Here is an 18,965-nt window from a genome sequence, read left to right as displayed (position 1 = left end):
CACCAAAGTGAGTGATATAATTCAGATTCCTGGAAGTTAACCAAAACGATGCGGATTATCACGTAAGCGCGACAACCACTGCACTGCCTGATTGCCATCATCCTGCTGAGCGATGACGAAGCCATGCGGTAATGTTCTGTCCAGCACGACCTTAGCTGCTGCACTTTGCGCGCTGGAATCAAAGGTGATCAGCAGCGCGTCTTTCTGTGGAGTGATACTTTTAAAACGAATTCCGTTAGCATCAAGATGATGCCAGATGGAGAAACCGTCAGGGATGCTGGCGCCCTGGTTAACGGCGCGAATGGCGAGTGTCGATTCCTGATGACGAATGGCTGACCAGGTCAGGATCAGCCCGCCTACAAACAAGATAAAGGTGGTTGTCCAGGCCAGCCGTCGAAGTGTTATGCGTGGTTTCAGCATAATTTACCCTCGGTTCCCGTATTTCTTCTTCCATAGCACAACCAGTGAACCTGCCAGACCAAACACCAGTAAAACAACCGGAAGCAGCATCAGGCATGACATGAGCTGATCTTCGTACTTGAGGAAAACCGGTGTTTTGCCCAGCAGATAACCCAACGATGTCAGGATGAGCACCCACAACAGCCCGCTCATCCAGTTGAAGAACTGAAAACGTGCATTATTCAGGCCTGACAATCCTGCAATGGTCGGCAGTAACGTTCTGACAAAGGCAATAAAACGGCCCACCAACAGCGCAGACAGGCCATGTTTGTGGAAAAGGTGATGCGCACGTTGATGGTAATGGGCGGGAAGATGAGAAAGCCAGTTCTGTACGATACGGGTGTTACCCAACCACCGTCCCTGTATATAGCTAACCCAACAGCCGAGGCTGGCCGCGGTAGTAAGTAGCAGTACAGTTTGCGGAAAGCCCATTGCTCCTTTGGCAATAAGCACGCCGACCAGTACCAGTAAACTGTCACCAGGTAAAAAGGCCGCAGGAAGCAGCCCGTTTTCCAGAAACAAAATTGTAAACAGGACAAAATACAGCATACCAATCATAGAGGGATTGGCCAGAGTTTCAAAATCCTGAGCCCACAAGGCATTCAGTAATTGAGTCAGTAGTTCCATTCAGTATTCCTGGAGAATCGGTTGTCGTCACGCCGGTTGTCTGGAGTTTGTAATGCCGCAATTTTATTAATGTTTTTACATGGGGCGCGGTCTGACACAAATTCACGGCCTGAACTGTTCCCTGTTAAGTTGTGAAGTAAGCAAGCACTAACACACAAAAATTCAAAACGCTTTTAATTGTAACAAAGGTCAACGTAGTCCGTTATAGAAATTACGGTCGTTGAACTCTGATTTTGCTTATCGCAAAGGAGGGTGGCGAGAGGATTTACACAGGCTGACACTTTATACCTAATGCTTACCGAGCGTTATTCACAGGCACCGCCCTGATGCGCCTGTGAATATAAGAGCGTTTATTTTGCTGCGTTCGCGGCGGTATCCAGATGAACGACCGGATTTTCCGTGAAAAGATAACGGTCAGCGTTGAATTCAAAATCATCGCTGGTTTCGTTGAACAGCATCTGCTTCGTGTTCTCAAGGTGTTGCCACATCGCCAGTTTGGCCGCATGAGGATCTTTACGGATTAATGCCCGCAGGATCTGGTCATGGTCATCACACCAGTTATCTACCGTGCGGAGATCGATGTGATCGTGCAATTTCTTCCAGTAGGGGTTGTGTACGCGCTGAGTCCACATCTTTTCAACAATGGCGGCCAGAGCGGTGTTCTGCGTTGCCAGCGCGACCTGCACATGGAACTGGAGATCCCACTCAGAGTCACGGAAGCTTTTCTCGTTACGCGACTTCTCCTGGATTTCCACCAGTTTCATGATGTCCTGCTTGGTCACCTGGGTCGCGGCAAACTCAGCAATGTTGCTCTCAATGAGCTGGCGAGCCTGGAGAAGCTCAAAGGGACCATAGCTGGCAAACTCCAGGCTTTCATCCGGCGCGACATAGTGTTTTGGCTGGTTAGAGATGACGTGGATCCCCGACCCTTTACGCACTTCAACGTAGCCTTCAACCTCGAGCATGATGATGGCTTCACGGACCACGGTGCGGCTGACATTTTTTTCATCGGCGATAAAGCGCTCGGCGGGAAGTTTATCGCCCACCAGATAGACGCCCTGCTCAATGCGTTCTTTAAGATCAGCAGCAAGTTGTTGATACAAACGTCGTGGTTCGGTGATTTCCATATGCGCTCCAGGCATGATACGGCAGACTATATTTGTTATACCACTTTTGCGACTATGGCTCTACTCGCGACGATAAAAAAGCCGCCAGTTAGCTGGCGGCTTTGCAATTTATAACCTTGCTAAAAAGCGTCAGGTTAACTTTGCGTCGCGGGGTTGTTAGTTTGTGGCCCCGAGTCTATCTCGCTGGCCGGTTTGTTTTGCAACACCGTCCAGATAACCAGCGCACCGAGCAGGTCAAATACTGCCAGCACGGCAAACAGTGGGCTAAAGCCAATGGTGTCAGCCAGGGCGCCAACGACCAGCGCAAACAGGGTACTCGCAAGCCAGGCAGACATACCGGTCAGACCATTCGCGGTTGCCACTTCATTACGGCCAAACACGTCAGAAGAGAGGGTAATCAGCGCACCGGACAGTGCCTGGTGAGCAAAACCGCCGACGCACAGCAGGGCGATAGCAACGTACGGGCTGGTGAACAGACCAATCATCCCTGGGCCAATCATGAGGAATGCCCCCATGGTGACGACCATTTTACGTGAAACGATCAGGTTCACACCGAACCAGCGCTGGAACAGCGGCGGCAAATATCCCCCGACGATACAACCCAGATCGGCAAACAGCATTGGCATCCAGGCGAACATCGCAATCTCTTTCAGGTTAAAGCCGTAGACTTTAAACATGAACAGTGGGATCCAGGCGTTAAAGGTACCCCAGGCTGGTTCTGCCAGAAAACGCGGCAGCGCAATACCCCAGAACTGACGGTTACGTAGGATCTGGCCGAGCGACATTTTCTTCGCGGTGCTGTTTTTATGCTGTGATTCCTGACCGTTGAGGATGTAATCGCGCTCTTCATCAGACAGTTTTTTCTGATCGCGAGGATGTTTATAGAAGACAAGCCAGGACATGGCCCAGATGAAGCTCAGAACACCAGAGATAATGAACGCCATCTGCCAGCTGTGCATGACAATCGCCCAGACTACCAGCGGCGGAGCGATCATCGCACCAATAGAAGATCCGACGTTAAAGTAACCAACTGCAATAGAACGCTCTTTAGCAGGGAACCATTCAGAGCTGGCTTTCAGACCCGCAGGGATCATCGCGGCTTCAGCGGCGCCGACAGCGCCTCGCGCGAGTGCCAGACCACCCCAGCTTCCGGCCAGTGCAGTTGCACCACAGAAGACGGCCCACAGAACGGCGAACATCGCGTAGCCCACTTTTGTCCCGAGTACATCCAGAACATAGCCAGCGACGGGTTGCATAACGGTGTAAGCAGCAGAATACGCTGCGATGATATAGGAGTACTGTTGAGTGGAGATGTGTAACTCTTCCATCAGAGTTGGCGCAGCTGCCGCCACAGTGTTACGCGTCAGATAACCCAGCACGGTGCCAAGCGTCACCAGTGCTATCATGTACCAACGTAACCCTTTAATTTTACGCATGTAAAACCTCATCGTTTTGTTATTTCCGCAAGAAGCGCGGTCATCTTCCTGTGTAGGGCGGAGGATGTTCTTTTACGAAGGGCGTAACCGATAAAAACCGGTACTCCCCGAACTTTGCCATGTAAATAATCTTGCTAATTCGGTTTCCGTACCGGTCAATCCGATGGTGGACCATCGGTAATTTGCATTCCGTCGGCTTATGTATTGCGACGGCAAAAAGATAACTTGTCATACAGCTTTAAAAGGTGAGTGCCATCACAAAAGTGTGAATCTTCGTGTGGTCATTATTTCGATTCAGCAAAGCCAGTGCTGGAGCGGTCTGGCGCACGATTTACCTCTTTGAGAGTAATTTTTTTGTCATCATTAGTTGATCTAACTCACGAAAATATCTTCAGTATATGGAAATTGGTGTGATAACTTTGACAACATCAAAACATAAGCAATCTGACGCACTCGCTGAGAGGAAGACGATAATGACCCCGTTTATGACTGAAGATTTTCTGCTGGATACCGAATTTGCCCGCCGTCTCTATCATGATTACGCTAAAGACCAGCCAATCTTCGATTACCACTGCCATTTGCCGCCGCAACAAATCGCGGAAAACTACCGTTTCAACAACCTGTATGACATCTGGCTGAAGGGCGACCACTATAAATGGCGTGCTATGCGTACCAACGGCGTCGCTGAACGCCTGTGTACCGGCGATGCGTCCGATCGTGAAAAGTTTGATGCCTGGGCCGCAACGGTGCCGCACACTATTGGTAACCCGCTCTACCACTGGACGCATCTTGAACTGCGCCGTCCATTTGGTATTACAGGTAAGCTGCTTTCACCTGCTACGGCGGATGAAATCTGGAATCAATGCAATGAATTGCTGGCGCAGGATAAATTTTCCGCGCGCGGTATCATGCAGCAGATGAACGTGAAAATGGTGGGTACCACCGACGATCCGATTGACTCGCTGGAGCATCACGCCTCAGTCGCAAAAGACAGCACCTTTGCTATCAAAGTGCTGCCGAGCTGGCGTCCGGATAAAGCCTTCAATATTGAACAGGCGACCTTTAACGACTATATGGCGAAGCTGGGTGAAGTGTCTGACACTGACATTCGCCGCTTTACCGATCTGCAGACCGCGTTGACTAAACGTCTGGATCACTTTGCTGCTCACGGCTGTAAAGTGTCCGACCACGCCCTCGACGTGGTGCTGTTTGCGGAATCTAACGAATCCGAACTGGATAGCATTCTGGCCCGTCGCCTGGCGGGTGAAACCCTGAGCGAGCATGAAGTGGCTCAGTTTAAAACGGCTGTACTGGTGTTCCTTGGCGCTGAGTATGCACGCCGCGGTTGGGTACAGCAGTACCACATTGGCGCGCTGCGTAATAACAACTTGCGTCAGTTCAAACTGCTGGGGCCGGATGTAGGCTTTGACTCCATCAATGATCGTCCTGTTGCAGAAGAACTCTCCAAACTGCTGAGCAAGCAGAACGAAGAAAACCTGCTGCCCAAAACGATCCTGTACTGCCTGAACCCGCGCGATAACGAAGTGCTCGGCACTATGATTGGTAACTTCCAGGGTGAAGGTATGCCGGGCAAAATGCAGTTCGGTTCCGGATGGTGGTTTAACGATCAGAAAGACGGGATGGAGCGTCAGATGACGCAACTGGCCCAGCTCGGCCTGCTGAGCCGCTTTGTCGGCATGCTGACTGACAGCCGTAGCTTCCTGTCATACACACGCCATGAGTATTTCCGCCGCATCCTGTGCCAGATGATTGGTCGTTGGGTTGCCGCTGGTGAAGCTCCGGCAGATATCCAGTTGCTGGGTGAAATGGTCAGAAATATCTGCTTCAACAATGCGCGCGACTACTTCGCCATTGAACTGAACTAAGGTCCGGGGTTGATATGCAATACATCAAGATCCATACGTTGGATAACGTTGCGGTCGCGCTGGCAGACCTGGCGCAAGGTACGCAGGTAAGTGTCGATAACCATACCGTAACGCTACGACAGGATGTTGTACGTGGACATAAATTTGCACTGAGCGATATTGCGCAGGGTGAGAACGTCATTAAATACGGCTTGCCGATCGGCCATGCTCTGGCGGATATCGCAGCGGGTGAGCATATTCATGCTCACAATACGCGTACCAATCTGAGCGATCTGGATGAATACAGCTATCAACCCGACTTTCAGGAGCCAGAAGAACAACCGGCGGATCGCGATGTGCAGATCTACCGCCGGGCCAATGGCGATGTCGGGGTGCGTAACGAACTGTGGATCCTGCCGACTGTTGGCTGTGTCAACGCCATGGCGCGTCAGATGCAAACTCGTTTCCTGAAAGAGACTAACGATGCTGAAGGCATTGACGGGGTTCATCTCTTTAGTCATACCTACGGCTGTTCGCAACTGGGCGATGATCATATTAACACCCGTACTATGCTGCAAAATATGGTGCGTCATCCGAACGCGGGCGCGGTGCTGGTGGTTGGCCTTGGTTGTGAAAACAACCAGGTTGATGCCTTCCGTGAAACGCTGGGCGAGTTCGATCCAGAGCGCGTCCATTTCATGGTCTGCCAACATCAGGAAGATGAAGTGGAAGCCGGGATCGAACATCTTCGTCAGTTGTACAACGTGATGCGTAATGATAAGCGCGAGCCGGGTAAACTGGGCGAGCTGAAGTTTGGTCTGGAGTGCGGCGGGTCGGACGGCTTGTCTGGCATTACCGCTAACCCGATGCTGGGGCGTTTTTCCGACTACGTCATTGCTAACGGCGGTACGACTGTACTGACCGAAGTGCCGGAAATGTTCGGTGCTGAGCAACTGCTGATGGATCATTGCCGCGACGAGGCGACCTTCGAGAAGCTGGTGATGATGGTCAATGACTTCAAACAGTACTTCATTGCCCACAACCAGCCGATCTATGAGAACCCATCGCCGGGTAACAAGGCGGGTGGGATTACCACGCTGGAAGATAAATCGCTGGGCTGCACCCAGAAAGCGGGTTCCAGTAAAGTCGTGGATGTACTGCGTTACGGCGAACGTCTTAAAACACACGGCCTGAATCTGTTAAGTGCTCCGGGCAATGATGCCGTTGCGACCAGCGCACTGGCGGGCGCAGGCTGTCATATGGTGTTGTTCAGCACTGGTCGCGGTACGCCTTACGGTGGTTTTGTTCCAACGGTAAAAATCGCCACTAACAGTGAGCTGGCTGCGAAGAAAAAGCACTGGATTGATTTTGACGCCGGACAACTTATCCACGGTAAGGCCATGCCTCAGTTGCTGAACGAGTTTGTCGACACGATCGTTGAGTTTGCTAACGGCAAACAGACCTGTAACGAGCGTAATGACTTCCGTGAGCTGGCTATCTTTAAGAGTGGCGTAACGCTGTAATTATCCTTCATCTTTCGCACCACGATGGTGTTGGCTCTGTTCACTCACCCCGGTCACTTACTTCAGTAAGCTCCGGGGGATACCTGAACTTGCCACCTTGAGGTAGAACGAAATCTTTTGGGTAATTAATCTCGACTGGATTAAAAAAACGGCGTTTCATAATATGGAGCGCCGTTTGTTTTTGTGTTTCCTGACAAGGATCTTCCATGACCGCGTATTGGCTGGCCCAGGGCGTAGGTGTCATCGCCTTTCTGATCGGCATTACCACTTTCTTCAACCGCGATGAGCGCCGATTCAGGCTGCAGCTTGCTGTCTATAGTGCCACTATCGGCGTGCATTTCTTCCTGATGGGAGCGTATCCGGCGGGGATGAGTGCAGAGCTTAACACCATTCGAACGCTTGTCTCGATGCGTACCCGTAAACTGTGGGTGATGACCCTTTTCATTATCCTTACGCTGGTTCTGGGGCTGGCGAAATTACAGCACGCAATGGAGCTTCTCCCTATTGTCGGTACGCTGGCCAGCACCTGGGCGCTGTTTCGCTGTAAAGGTTTAACCGTCCGCTGTGTCATGTGGTGCGCAACAGCCTGCTGGGTTATTCACAATTTCTGGCTGGGATCAATTGGCGGCACGATGATTGAAGGAAGTTTTCTGGTGATGAACGGCCTGAACATTATTCGTTTCAGACGCATGCAAAAACGCGGAATCGATCCCTTCAAAATTGAAAAAAGCGTACAGCAAGAAAACCCCTCCGCACGATGACGGAGGGGAGGAGAGGTTAGCCACGCAGGGCGTTGTTTGCCAGACGCTCGTCTTCAGCCTGGCAAGCTGCGGCGGTAAACAATACATCTGTTGATGAGTTCAGTGCGGTTTCACAGGAGTCCTGCAATACACCGATGATAAAACCGACGGCAACCACCTGCATGGCGATATCATTTGGGATACCAAACATATTGCACGCCAGTGGGATCAGCAGCAGAGAACCACCCGCCACGCCTGATGCGCCACAGGCACAGAGTGAAGCCACCACGCTAAGTAACAATGCTGTCGGTAAATCAACAGGGATCCCCAGCGTATTGACCGCCGCCAGCGTCAGGACGGTGATGGTAATTGCTGCCCCCGCCATATTGATGGTTGCCCCGAGCGGGATAGAAACAGAGTAGGTATCCCGGTCCAGATTCAGCTTCTCGCACAGCGCCATATTCACCGGAATATTGGCGGCTGAACTGCGGGTGAAGAATGCATAAACACCGCTTTCACGCAGACAAGCCAGTACCAGCGGGTATGGGTTACGGCGAATTTTCCAGAACACCAGCAGCGGGTTAATTACCAGCGCCACCAACAACATACACCCGACCAGCACGGCCAGCAGTTGTGCGTAGCCCCAAAGCGTTGCAAAACCGGTGGTTGCCAGAGTGGAAGAAACCAGACCAAAAATCCCGATCGGCGCGAAACGAATCACCAGTTTCACCATAAAAGTAACGGCATTGGACATATCGTTGACGAGATTTTTGGTCGTGTCATTACCGTGGCGCAGTGCAAAACCCAGCCCGACAGCCCATACCAGAATACCGATATAGTTCGCGTTGAGCAGAGCATCAATCGGGTTAGAAACCATGCTCATCAACAGACCACGCATGACTTCGACAATACCTGATGGCGGCACAATATCGTTCGCACTACTGGAAAGATGCAGTGTGGACGGGAAAGCGAAGCTGAACACGACGGCGGCTAATGCCGCAGAAAATGTACCGAGCAGGTAGAGAAACAGAATGGGACGGATATTGGTTTTTTGTCCATGCTGGTGGTTAGCGATAGAGGCCATTACCAGCATCAGAACCAGGATTGGGGCGACGGCTTTTAATGCGCCGACGAACAGAGTTCCTAATAAGCCAGCGGCTTCTGCCGATGGTTTTGAGATCAGCGCCAGCAAAATCCCCAGTATTAAACCCACCAAAATTTGTTTAACCAGGCTCCCTTGCGCCAAACGCGAGATCAGCCCCGATGAACGTTGCGTAGTCATTTCATAATCCTTTCATTGTGTTGTTGCCCGGTCTTTGTGCGTTCAGTCGACGCATCTTTCAGAATGAGGCAAATGTTTGCATAGCTGAGTATAAGGAAAGAAAGAGGTTGCGGAAGAGAATTATCCTTGATTTCGCGGCGAGATCATATTTTATAACTTTGAATTAACATTTTGATGACATGTTAAACAAAAAGCCCGACGCGTATAGTGCGCGTCGGGCCTTGTCAGAAAGCTGGATGAACGTTACTGCATTTGCTGTTTTTTATCGTGCTGGTGGTTGACCCACGCATTTACAATCAGCGTCACAAACAGAATACCGAACACCACGCCTAACGAGATAGCGATAGGGATATGGTAGAAATCAACGATCAGCATCTTGATACCGATAAATACCAGAATGACAGACAGACCGTATTTCAGCATGGAGAAACGCTCCGCCACACCAGCCAGTAGGAAGTACATTGCGCGCAGACCAAGGATCGCAAACAGGTTAGAGGTCAGCACGATGAACGGGTCCGTGGTGACGGCAAAGATGGCTGGAATACTGTCGACGGCAAAAATCACATCGCTCAGCTCAACCAGAATCAGTACCAGCATCAGCGGCGTTACGAACAGCAGGCCGTTTTTACGTACGAAGAAATGCTCGTTCTCGATGGTATCGGTCATGCGTAAATGACCGCGCAGCCAGCGAACTAACGGTCTGTCGCCAATGCCGGAAGCATCCTCTTTTGCCAGCGCCATTTTCACACCGGTAAACAGCAGGAACGCACCGAACACATACAGTAGCCATTCGAATTGGGCGATAAGCCAGCTGCCGGCGAAGATCATAATCGTACGCAGGACAATCGCGCCCAGTACACCATAGACCAGTACCCGACGTTGTAGCGCCGGCGGTACGGAGAAGTAACTGAACAGCATCAGCCAGACAAAGACGTTATCAACCGCCAGCGATTTCTCGATCAAATAGCCGGTAAGGAACGCCAGAGCCTGTGGATCGGCGACGGCACGGCCCTGGGTTTCAGCCAGATACCACCAGAATGCGGCGTTAAACAGTAACGACAGTGTTACCCAGACGATTGACCAGACAGCCGCCTGCTTCATTGACATCGTATGCGCGCCACGACGGCCCTGCAGCAGCAGGTCGATGGCCAGCATAATCACCACCACAACAGCGAAGCCACCCCATAACAACGGTGTGCCGACAGTATTCATTATATTTCCCCATGCATAAAAAAACGGCCAACGCCGAATGACGTTAGCCGCTGCTTTTTATGCATAGACCTTGCCATTCGGCAAGGTCTCACTTACAACAACAAAGGAATACGGTAGCGTATTCCTTTGTTATCGCCCGGTGACCGGATGTGGTTTTTCACACATCGTAATGACGATCAACCGACAACGAAGTTACTCCCCTTTGCGGGTAACAAAGTATTACAGGCCACGTATTCAGTCAATGGCCTGTAACATCTGTTTTACATAATTTTACGCAGTCAGCGATGTATCCGCATGGTCTGCAGGGAAGATGACGCCAGTCTGACGACGAATTTCCGTTTGCAGTTTAGCGGTAATACGGCTGACGGCCAGTGCCGGGTGATCCACTTCGCCAGTTTCTACCAGATGAGCAAAAACCTCTGCCTCATAAAGCATAGTATTGATGTGTTGAGGCACAGTAAGATCCTGCGTTTTACCGCCACGTGGAACAAAGCACACCTTCTGGCACTCAGAGATTTTCTCAATAACCAGAGATCCCGATTCGCCCTGAATTTCACTGTCCAGCACAGAGTCGCTCACTTTGGAATGCTGCAAGGTGACGCTAAAATCACCGTAGTTCATTACCACAACGCCGTGGGCATCGACGCCGCTATCCAGCAGACTGGCGCTGGCCTGCACACTTTGTGGCTCACCCCAAAGCGCAATCGCTGAGGCCAGACAGTAAAAACCGATATCCATAATCGAGCCATTAGAGAACGCCGGATTAAACGTGTTCGGATTTTCACCGTCCAGGTAACGCTGGTAGCGCGACGAGTACTGGCAGTAATTGATAAACGCCTTCCTGATTTTTCCCACCTTTGGCAGGGATTGCTGCAACTGCAGGAAATTGGGCAGGCTGGCGGTCTTGAACGCTTCAAACAGCACGACCTGATTTTCGCGCGCGCAGGCGATTGCGGCATCGACTTCAGTCAGATTTGATGCCAGCGGTTTTTCGCAAATCACATGCTTTTTGTGCTTCAGAAACAGCTCTGTCTGCGGAAAGTGTAGAGAATTTGGGCTGGCAATATATACAGCGTCGATCGCGTCGCTTTGCGCCATCGCTTCCAGTGAGGTAAACAGATGCTCGACGAGATAATCGTTGGCGAAGGTTTGTGCCTGTTCAAGGCTACGGGAATAAACAGCGGTTAACTTATATTTGCCGGTTTCATGGGCGGCATCCACAAACTGGCGGGTGATCCAGTTTGTGCCAATCACTGCGAAACGTATCATAAAGGCCTTCAGGCTGAGAAAAGGGATCCTTTCGCCAATTTAGCATGCCTTGCGGTCAATGCCAGTGCGCTACTACGCAGTTTGCTTGAGTGATTGTTGCGTTAACCACAAACGGGTATCGAACTCCAGTTGATGATACTGAGGTTCCATATGGCAGCACAGTTGGTAAAACGCTTTGTCGTGCTCTTTTTCTTTCAGGTGTGCCAGTTCATGGACGACGATCATGCGCAGAAATGGCTCCGGAGCGGTGCGAAACACGGTTGCGACGCGGATCTCTGCTTTGGCTTTTAGCTTGCCGCCCTGTACGCGCGACACTGCAGTATGCAACCCAAGCGCATTCTTTAGCACGTGGATCTTACTGTCATACATCACTTTATTGAGCGGTGGGGCATTACGCAGAAACTGACTTTTCAGATCCTGAGTATATTGCCAGAGCGCTTTGTCGGTCGCGAAATCATGTGTGCCCGGATAGCGTTTTTCCAGCACTGCGCCCAGCCGCTGCTCGCTAATTAACGTGCGAACCTGGGCCAGCAGGTGTTCCGGGTAGCCCTGGAGATAAGTTAGTTGGTTCATTCATGTCCACGCAAATCATAAAAGTGTATACTCACGCACCCTTTTCAGGGATACGCCGAAATTTTACCATTCAGGAGGGCCGATGAGCCACATAGACAACGGTTTCCGTTCGCTGTCACTTAAACGTTTCCCGGAAACGGATGACGTTAACCCGCTGCTGGCGTGGGAAGCTGCAGATGAATATCTGCTGCAACAGCTGGATGATACCGAGATTAGCGGTCCGGTGATTATCCTGAATGATACTTTCGGCGCGCTGGGCTGTGCGCTAGCGGAACATACACCTTACAGCATTGGCGACTCCTATTTAAGCGAGCTGGCGACGCGTGAAAACCTGCGTCACAACGATATCGCGGAATCCAGCGTCAAGTTTCTTGATAGTACCGCTGAATACCCGCAAGCACCGGGCGTGGTGCTGATTAAGCTGCCAAAAACCATGGCTCTGCTGGAACAGCAACTGCGTGCACTGCGTGAGGTTGTTACGCCGCAAACGCGGATCATCGCTGGTGCGAAAGCGCGTGATATCCACACTTCGACGCTGGAGCTGTTTGAAAAGGTGCTAGGCCCAACCACCACGACGCTGGCATGGAAAAAAGCCCGTCTGATCAACTGTACCTTTAGCAATCCTGAGCTGGCTGAAGCCTCACAAACGTTAAGCTGGAAGCTGGAAGGCACCGACTGGACTATCCACAACCACGCTAACGTGTTTTCACGCACCGGACTGGATATTGGCGCGCGTTTCTTTATTGAGCATCTGCCGGAAAATCTGGAAGGCGAAATTGTCGATCTCGGCTGTGGTAACGGCGTGATTGGTCTGACATTGCTGGAGAAAAACCCGCAAGCGAGCGTAGTGTTTGTTGATGAATCGCCAATGGCAGTGGCATCAAGCCGTCTGAACGTTGAAACCAACATGCCTGAAGCGCTGGATCGCTGTGAGTTTATGATCAACAACGCGCTCTCTGGCGTGGAACCTTTCCGTTTTAACGCCGTACTGTGTAACCCGCCGTTCCACCAGAAACATGCGCTAACTGATAACATCGCCTGGGAGATGTTTCACCATGCCCGCCGCTGCCTGAAGATCAACGGTGAGCTGTATATCGTGGCCAACCGCCACCTGGATTACTTCCACAAGCTGAAGAAGATTTTCGGCAACTGCGTCACCATCGCCACTAACAACAAATTTGTGGTGTTGAAAGCGGTTAAAACGGGCCGCCGCCGCTAAATTCGAGTGCCGGATGGCGGCGTAAATGCCGTATCCGGCCGACAAAAGCTTAAATCTCCAGCGCTAACCTGGTGCCTTGCGCAATAGCGCGTCGGGCATCCAGTTCCATCGCCACATCGCACCCGCCAATCAGATGCACCGTTTTACCTGCCGCATTCAGCGGATCGACCAGTTCGCGTTTGGGCTCCTGACCGGCGCAGATCACCACATGATCCACGTCGAAGATCAGCGGTTCACCGTTGATCAGTACGTGCAGTCCGTCATCGTCGATCTTTTGATAGCTCACTGATGGGATCATTTTTACGCCGCGTGAAAGCAGGGTGGCGCGATGGATCCAGCCCGTTGTTTTACCTAAGCCTTGTCCTGGTTTACTGGCCTTGCGTTGCAACATGACTATCTGACGTGGGCTGCGGGATAAATGCGGCCCTTCCAGGCGTAAACCGCCTGCCTGTTGCAGACTGGTGTCGATCCCCCATTCCACACAGAATTCAGCAATATTTTGACTGGTAGGGGAGCCCGGTTGGCTCAGATACATGGCGGTATCAAAACCGATCCCACCGCAGCCAATAATCGCGACGCGTTTGCCCACCGGCGCTTTATCGCGCAGGACGTCAAGATAGGTCAACACTTTTGGGTGATCAATACCGTCGATCGGCGGCATGCGTGGCTCGATCCCACTGGCGAGGATCACTTCATCAAATGCGTGCAGATCGTGTGCGGTGACAAAATGATTCAGTTTCAGCGTCACGCCGGTCACGTCGATCATTCGGCGGTAGTAGCGCAGCGTTTCATAAAACTCTTCTTTGCCGGGGATCTGTTTGGCGATATTAAACTGTCCGCCGATCTCACCATGCGCATCGAACAGCGTCACGTGATGCCCACGTGCAGCAGCGTTAATGGCAAAGGCGAGCCCCGCAGGGCCAGCACCGACAACCGCCAGGTTTTTCAGTTGAGTGGCCGGAAGGATCGGCATTTTGGTTTCATGGCAAGCGCGTGGGTTCACCAGGCAGGAAGTGACTTTGCCAACGAAGATCTGATCCAGGCAGGCCTGGTTGCAGCCGATACAGGTATTGATCTCATCCGCTCGTCCGGTTTGTGCTTTTGAAAGAAGTTCGGCATCGGCAAGGAACGGACGCGCCATCGACACCATATCGGCATCGCCGCGAGCCAGAATGTCGTCGGCCACGGTTGGATCGTTGATACGGTTCGTGGTGACCAATGGGATCGTCACATGGCCTTTCAGCTTACGTGTCACCCAGCTAAAAGCACCGCGTGGAACCGGCGTGGCGATGGTAGGTATACGTGCTTCATGCCAGCCAATACCAGTATTAATTATGGTGGCACCTGCCTCTTCTATTGCCTGCGCCAGCTGGACCGTTTCGTCAAAGGTTCCACCATTTTCCACCAGGTCGAGCATCGACAGCCGAAAGATAATAATAAAGTCATTACCGGCACGTTGGCGTACCGCCCGAACAACCTCCACAGCAAAACGCATGCGATTGGTATAATCGCCTCCCCATTCGTCATTACGCTGGTTGGTGCGCAATGTCAGGAATTCGTTGATTAGATACCCTTCCGAACCCATCACTTCTACGCCGTCATAACCTGCTTCCCGCGCCAGTTGCGCGCAGTGAGCAAAATCCTCAATCAGTTGTAGAACTTCATCATGGGTCAGTTCATGCGGTGTAAAGCGGTTGATCGGGGCCTGAATGGCTGAAGGCGCGACCAGATGTGGCTGATAGCTGTAGCGCCCGGTATGCAGGATTTGTAGCGCAATTTTGCCACCTTCGTCGTGAACGGCATCAGTAATGATGCGATGGTGCGGCAACTGGCTGGTATCGTTCAGCGTCGCGCCACCCTCCATACCGACGCCAGATAATGCAGGAGCAATACCCCCGGTCACAATCAGGGCTACACCGTGGCGGGCGCGTTCGGCGTAGAACGCGGCCAGCCGTTCTGCACCATCGGGATACTCTTCCAGCCCGGTATGCATCGAACCCATCAGCACACGGTTTTTAAGCGTGGTGAATCCCAGATCGAGCGGGGCGAACAGCGACGGATAGCTCATAAAGGTGTCCAGTATGTAAAATTATTGTTATGTGGTCGGATGAGTTACTAATTTAGCTGGCGCTGCGTAAAAGGGAAAAGGGGAATGGCGTGATTGTGATGGGATTCAAAAAAGATGCGTATGCCTGCGAAGAAATTGCCGGATGGCAGTACTAACGCATCTACTCCGACCTACGGTATGGTGCTGCTGTAGGCTGGTGAAGGCGTAGCCGCCATCCGGCATCTGTCACACTTGCTCCACGCTCACCCGTAATGCAGCCAGGGCTTTGCGCGTTGATCGTATTACCAGTTCGCATTGCTCGATTGTTAATGTTAACGGCGGTTCGATACGGATCGTCTTTGCGTTATTCAGTGTTCCGGCCACCAGTACCCGCTGGCGGAACATCTCACTGGCAAAGTTGTAACCTATCTCATTATCGACAAATTCAATCGCCATTAGCATGCCTTTCCCACGTACGTCATGCACAAGGTCCGGGTATTCCCGCGCCAGCTGTCGGAAGCCATCCAGCAACATATCGCCTTTCTGTTCTGCCTGGGCTGGTAAATTTTGCTCCAGCAGAACATTGATAGTTGCCAGCGCCGCTGCACAGGAAAGCGGGTTGCCGCCAAAGGTGGTGGTGTGCAGGAAGGGGTTATCAAACAAAACGGAGAACACCTCTTCAGTCGCGATTGTCGCCCCAATGGGCATTACACCGCCGCCCAGCGCTTTTGCCAGACACATGATGTCGGGCTGCACGTTTTCGTGTTCGCAGGCGAACATCTTACCGGTACGCCCCATGCCTGTTTGTACTTCGTCGAGGATCATCAGCGCGCCAAACTCATCGCAGAGTTTACGTACGGCGGTCAAATACCCCTGCGGCGGTAGGATCACTCCGCCTTCACCCTGAATCGGCTCCAGAATAACGGCAGCCACATCGTCACCTGTTTTTTTACACTCGCTGAGTACGGTGCGCATCGCGTCAGTATCGCCAAAAGGAACATGACGGAAGCCCGGCAGCAGCGGCATAAATGGTTTACGGAAGGTGGATTTAGCCGTGGCGGACAGCGAACCCAGCGATTTTCCGTGGAAAGCGCCACTGGTGGCAACAAACGTAAATTTGCCGCGCGGTGACTGGTACGCTTTCGCCAGCTTCAGTGCCGCTTCGACTGACTCGGTCCCACTGTTGCTGAAGAAACTGTATTTCAGCTTTCCGGGTGCCAGCGCGGCAAGCGTTTTTGCCAGCATGGCTCGTAATGGATCAAGCAATTCCTGGCTGTGCAGAGGTTGTTTCGCGAGTTGATTCTGTACGGCGGAGACCACTACTGGATTACGGTGCCCCACGTTGAAAATTCCAAAACCCCCCAGGCAATCGACAAACTCCTGTCCCTGGGTGTCGACAAGCGTATTCAGGCTTCCCGCTTGCCACTCTACGGCTCCGTAATCCCCGCCGGCAGTTACAGATTTTCGATACTCTAAAAACCCCGGATTAACATGCTCTTTGAAGTAATCAATCACCTCTCGGTTAAGTGCTTTCATCTCCTCATGATCAAGCGTTCGCTTCTCAATGAGATTCAGTGCGTGTGCGCTGCAGGCCAGAGCCGATGCGCTGGAAGGTAACCTGTTCAAAATATGCTCCCGGAGCTCGCGTATCACATGATACTGAATTAAGTATTGCAGGGATTGCGCCATCCCGGCGCGCTTAACGAAAATCGGGATAAACGCCAGGAAATAACTCGCTTGTGCAACATTTAATCTCAAACATTAACATTTGCTGGTGTTTTGCCCAGGTTTACAGCCAGAAAACAGACGGGAAAAGTGGCCTACTGCGCTAAAAGTGGGCAAAAATTGCACTATTGCAGTGCGTGGAGTGAAGTGTTGTTGAATAGTTTCGTTATGAAAGTATTTTAAATCAATGAATTAGAAAACATACAGATTTTGAGGTTTAATCGCAAATTGCGATCTAAATCAAATTTAACAACTAAAGTTAAAAAGATTAGCGCCGAAATAACATAAGCCGAAAGAGTTAACAACCAGATAACCTGCACAGGACGCAACCATGTCTTCTCATCCCTACGTTAGTCAGCAAAATACACCGCTGGATGATGATATCACCCTCATGTCGACCACCGATTTACAAAGCTATATTACCCATGCGAACGATACCTTTGTTCAGGTCAGCGGCTATCAGCTGAATGAATTGCTCGGTAAGCCGCATAACCTGGTTCGTCATCCGGATATGCCAAAAGCGGCGTTTGCGGATATGTGGTACACGCTGCAGCAGGGCGAGCCGTGGAGTGGGATTGTGAAAAACCGGCGTAAAAATGGCGATCACTATTGGGTGAGAGCCAACGCGGTGCCGATGGTGCGGGATGGACATGTTACCGGGTATATGTCCATCCGGACCCGGGCGACGGAGGAAGAGATCGCGGCGGTAGAGCCTTTATATAAGGCGCTGAATGAAGGGCGTTGTAACAGGCGTATTCATAAAGGGCTGGTGGTACGTAAAGGCTGGCTGGGTAAACTCCCGTCGCTCCCGGTGCGCTGGCGGGTACGTAGTGTGATGGCATTGATGTTTGCCGTGCTGGCCGTTGCGTTGCAGCAGATGGGGACTGAATGGCCGCTACTGCTGATGAGTGCGCTGGTGATGCTGGCTGGAACGACGATCTTCGAATGGCAAATTGTACGCCCAATCGAGAATGTTGCCCGTCAGGCGCTGAAAGTCGCGACCGGAGAGCGCAATAGCGTGTCGCACCTTAACCGCAGCGATGAATTGGGGCTGATGTTACGGTCAGTGGGGCAACTGGGATTAATGTGTCGCTGGCTTATCCATGATGTTTCAAGCCAGGTTTCCTGTGTGCGTAACGACAGCGAAACGCTGGCAAAAGGCAGTGATGATTTGAACCGGCACACGCAACAGACGGTAGAAAATGTGCAGGAAACGGTGACGACGATGAACCAGATGGCGGCGTCGGTGAAGCAAAACTCCGCGACTGCATCCGCTGCCGACAAGCTCTCCATTGCAGCCAGCAGTGCGGCAACGCAGGGTGGTGAGGCGATGGACACCGTCATTAAAACGATGGACGATATTGCTAATAGCACCCAGCGGATCGGCACTATCACTACTCTGATTAACGATATTGCTTTCCAGACTAACATTCTGGCGTTGAACGCAGCGGTTGAAGCCGCGCGAGCGGGTGAGCAGGGGAAAGGGTTCGCCGTGGTGGCGGGAGAGGTACGCCATCTTGCCAGCCGTAGCGCCAGTGCGGCGAATGACATCCGCAAATTGATCGATGCCAGCGCTGACAAAGTGCAGTCTGGTTCCGATCAGGTTCACGCTGCCGGGCGCACAATGGACGACATTGTGGCGCAGGTACAAAACGTTACCCAACTGATTGCCCAAATCAGCCACTCCACGCTGGAACAGGCGGATGGGCTTTCCAGCCTGACTCGCGCGGTGAATGAATTGAGCAGCATTACGCAGAAAAATGCAGAACTTGTCGAAGAGAGTGCCCACATTTCAGCGATGGTGAAACATCGTGCCGGGCGTCTGGAAGATGCCGTAACGGTCCTGCATTAACCTCAGGTG

Annotated in this window: 15 protein-coding genes; 5 read left to right on the top strand and 10 right to left on the bottom strand. The window is 51.9% G+C overall.

Annotated elements, in window-relative coordinates; translation table 11 throughout:
• Nucleotides 1–36 precede the first annotated feature (36 nt).
• The 4 genes from mzrA to OGX98_RS11425 form a co-directional block, all read right to left on the bottom strand.
• The gene (gene mzrA / locus OGX98_RS11440) at nucleotides 37–420 is read right to left on the bottom strand and encodes an EnvZ/OmpR regulon moderator MzrA (RefSeq protein WP_045447874.1); all 384 of its coding nucleotides are present in this window, start codon (nucleotides 418–420) and stop codon (nucleotides 37–39) included.
• A gap of 3 nt (nucleotides 421–423) precedes the next feature.
• Nucleotides 424–1,086 (bottom strand): DedA family general envelope maintenance protein YqjA, encoded by a 663-nt coding sequence (gene yqjA, locus OGX98_RS11435; RefSeq protein ID WP_045447871.1) that lies wholly within the window; start codon nucleotides 1,084–1,086, stop codon nucleotides 424–426.
• Nucleotides 1,087–1,436: 350 nt separating this feature from the next.
• Nucleotides 1,437–2,213, bottom strand: a complete 777-nt coding sequence (gene exuR / locus OGX98_RS11430; RefSeq protein ID WP_045447868.1) for a transcriptional regulator ExuR — start codon at nucleotides 2,211–2,213, stop codon at nucleotides 1,437–1,439.
• Nucleotides 2,214–2,347: 134 nt separating this feature from the next.
• On the bottom strand, nucleotides 2,348–3,649 hold the full coding sequence (locus OGX98_RS11425; protein ID WP_045449797.1) for an MFS transporter: 1,302 nt from the start codon (nucleotides 3,647–3,649) through the stop codon (nucleotides 2,348–2,350).
• 473 nt (nucleotides 3,650–4,122) lie between these two features.
• Here OGX98_RS11425 and uxaC point away from each other — a divergent pair, with 473 nt between their 5' ends.
• The 3 genes from uxaC (at nucleotide 4,123) to OGX98_RS11410 (ending at nucleotide 7,798) form a co-directional block, all read left to right on the top strand.
• Nucleotides 4,123–5,535: a glucuronate isomerase gene (uxaC, locus tag OGX98_RS11420; protein WP_048220509.1), complete on the top strand. Its 1,413-nt coding sequence runs from the start codon at nucleotides 4,123–4,125 to the stop codon at nucleotides 5,533–5,535.
• Between the two features lie 14 nt (nucleotides 5,536–5,549).
• Entirely contained in the window at nucleotides 5,550–7,037 is a 1,488-nt protein-coding gene (locus OGX98_RS11415) for a UxaA family hydrolase (RefSeq protein WP_200010043.1), read from the top strand.
• 206 nt (nucleotides 7,038–7,243) lie between these two features.
• Nucleotides 7,244–7,798 (top strand): YgjV family protein, encoded by a 555-nt coding sequence (locus OGX98_RS11410; RefSeq protein ID WP_048220511.1) that lies wholly within the window; start codon nucleotides 7,244–7,246, stop codon nucleotides 7,796–7,798.
• Nucleotides 7,799–7,814: 16 nt separating this feature from the next.
• Here the strand turns inward: OGX98_RS11410 and sstT are convergent, their stop codons facing one another.
• From sstT to OGX98_RS11390, 4 genes are all read right to left on the bottom strand, one after another.
• The gene (gene sstT / locus OGX98_RS11405) at nucleotides 7,815–9,059 is read right to left on the bottom strand and encodes a serine/threonine transporter SstT (protein WP_200010041.1); all 1,245 of its coding nucleotides are present in this window, start codon (nucleotides 9,057–9,059) and stop codon (nucleotides 7,815–7,817) included.
• Nucleotides 9,060–9,302: 243 nt separating this feature from the next.
• Nucleotides 9,303–10,271 (bottom strand): TerC family protein, encoded by a 969-nt coding sequence (locus OGX98_RS11400; RefSeq protein WP_045447852.1) that lies wholly within the window; start codon nucleotides 10,269–10,271, stop codon nucleotides 9,303–9,305.
• Nucleotides 10,272–10,541: 270 nt separating this feature from the next.
• Nucleotides 10,542–11,540 (bottom strand): Gfo/Idh/MocA family protein, encoded by a 999-nt coding sequence (locus OGX98_RS11395; protein WP_286595310.1) that lies wholly within the window; start codon nucleotides 11,538–11,540, stop codon nucleotides 10,542–10,544.
• Between the two features lie 72 nt (nucleotides 11,541–11,612).
• Nucleotides 11,613–12,113 (bottom strand): M48 metallopeptidase family protein, encoded by a 501-nt coding sequence (locus OGX98_RS11390; protein ID WP_045447843.1) that lies wholly within the window; start codon nucleotides 12,111–12,113, stop codon nucleotides 11,613–11,615.
• A gap of 82 nt (nucleotides 12,114–12,195) precedes the next feature.
• On the opposite strand from OGX98_RS11390, the gene rlmG reads away from it, so the two are divergent.
• The gene (rlmG, locus tag OGX98_RS11385) at nucleotides 12,196–13,332 is read left to right on the top strand and encodes a 23S rRNA (guanine(1835)-N(2))-methyltransferase RlmG (RefSeq protein ID WP_045447841.1); all 1,137 of its coding nucleotides are present in this window, start codon (nucleotides 12,196–12,198) and stop codon (nucleotides 13,330–13,332) included.
• Nucleotides 13,333–13,381: 49 nt separating this feature from the next.
• On the opposite strand, the gene OGX98_RS11380 is transcribed toward rlmG, so the two are convergent.
• Both OGX98_RS11380 and ygjG read right to left on the bottom strand, forming a co-directional pair.
• Nucleotides 13,382–15,400 carry an oxidoreductase gene (locus OGX98_RS11380; protein WP_048220515.1) on the bottom strand — a complete coding sequence of 673 codons (2,019 nt, stop codon included), beginning with the start codon at nucleotides 15,398–15,400 and terminating at the stop codon, nucleotides 13,382–13,384.
• A gap of 225 nt (nucleotides 15,401–15,625) precedes the next feature.
• A complete protein-coding gene (gene ygjG, locus OGX98_RS11375) occupies nucleotides 15,626–17,005 on the bottom strand; it encodes a putrescine aminotransferase (RefSeq protein WP_167493934.1) in 1,380 nt (459 codons plus the stop codon).
• Nucleotides 17,006–17,435: 430 nt separating this feature from the next.
• Between ygjG and OGX98_RS11370 the strand changes: the two genes are divergently transcribed.
• Nucleotides 17,436–18,956, top strand: a complete 1,521-nt coding sequence (locus tag OGX98_RS11370; protein ID WP_048220516.1) for a methyl-accepting chemotaxis protein — start codon at nucleotides 17,436–17,438, stop codon at nucleotides 18,954–18,956.
• The last annotated feature ends 9 nt before the right edge of the window (nucleotides 18,957–18,965 follow it).

The sequence above is a fragment of the Citrobacter sp. Cm046 genome, assembly GCF_030333065.1.
GTDB classification, from domain to species: Bacteria; Pseudomonadota; Gammaproteobacteria; order Enterobacterales; family Enterobacteriaceae; genus Citrobacter; species Citrobacter murliniae.
Note: the sequence above shows the minus strand (reverse complement) of the source record. Positions and strands in the feature narration are given on the sequence as shown.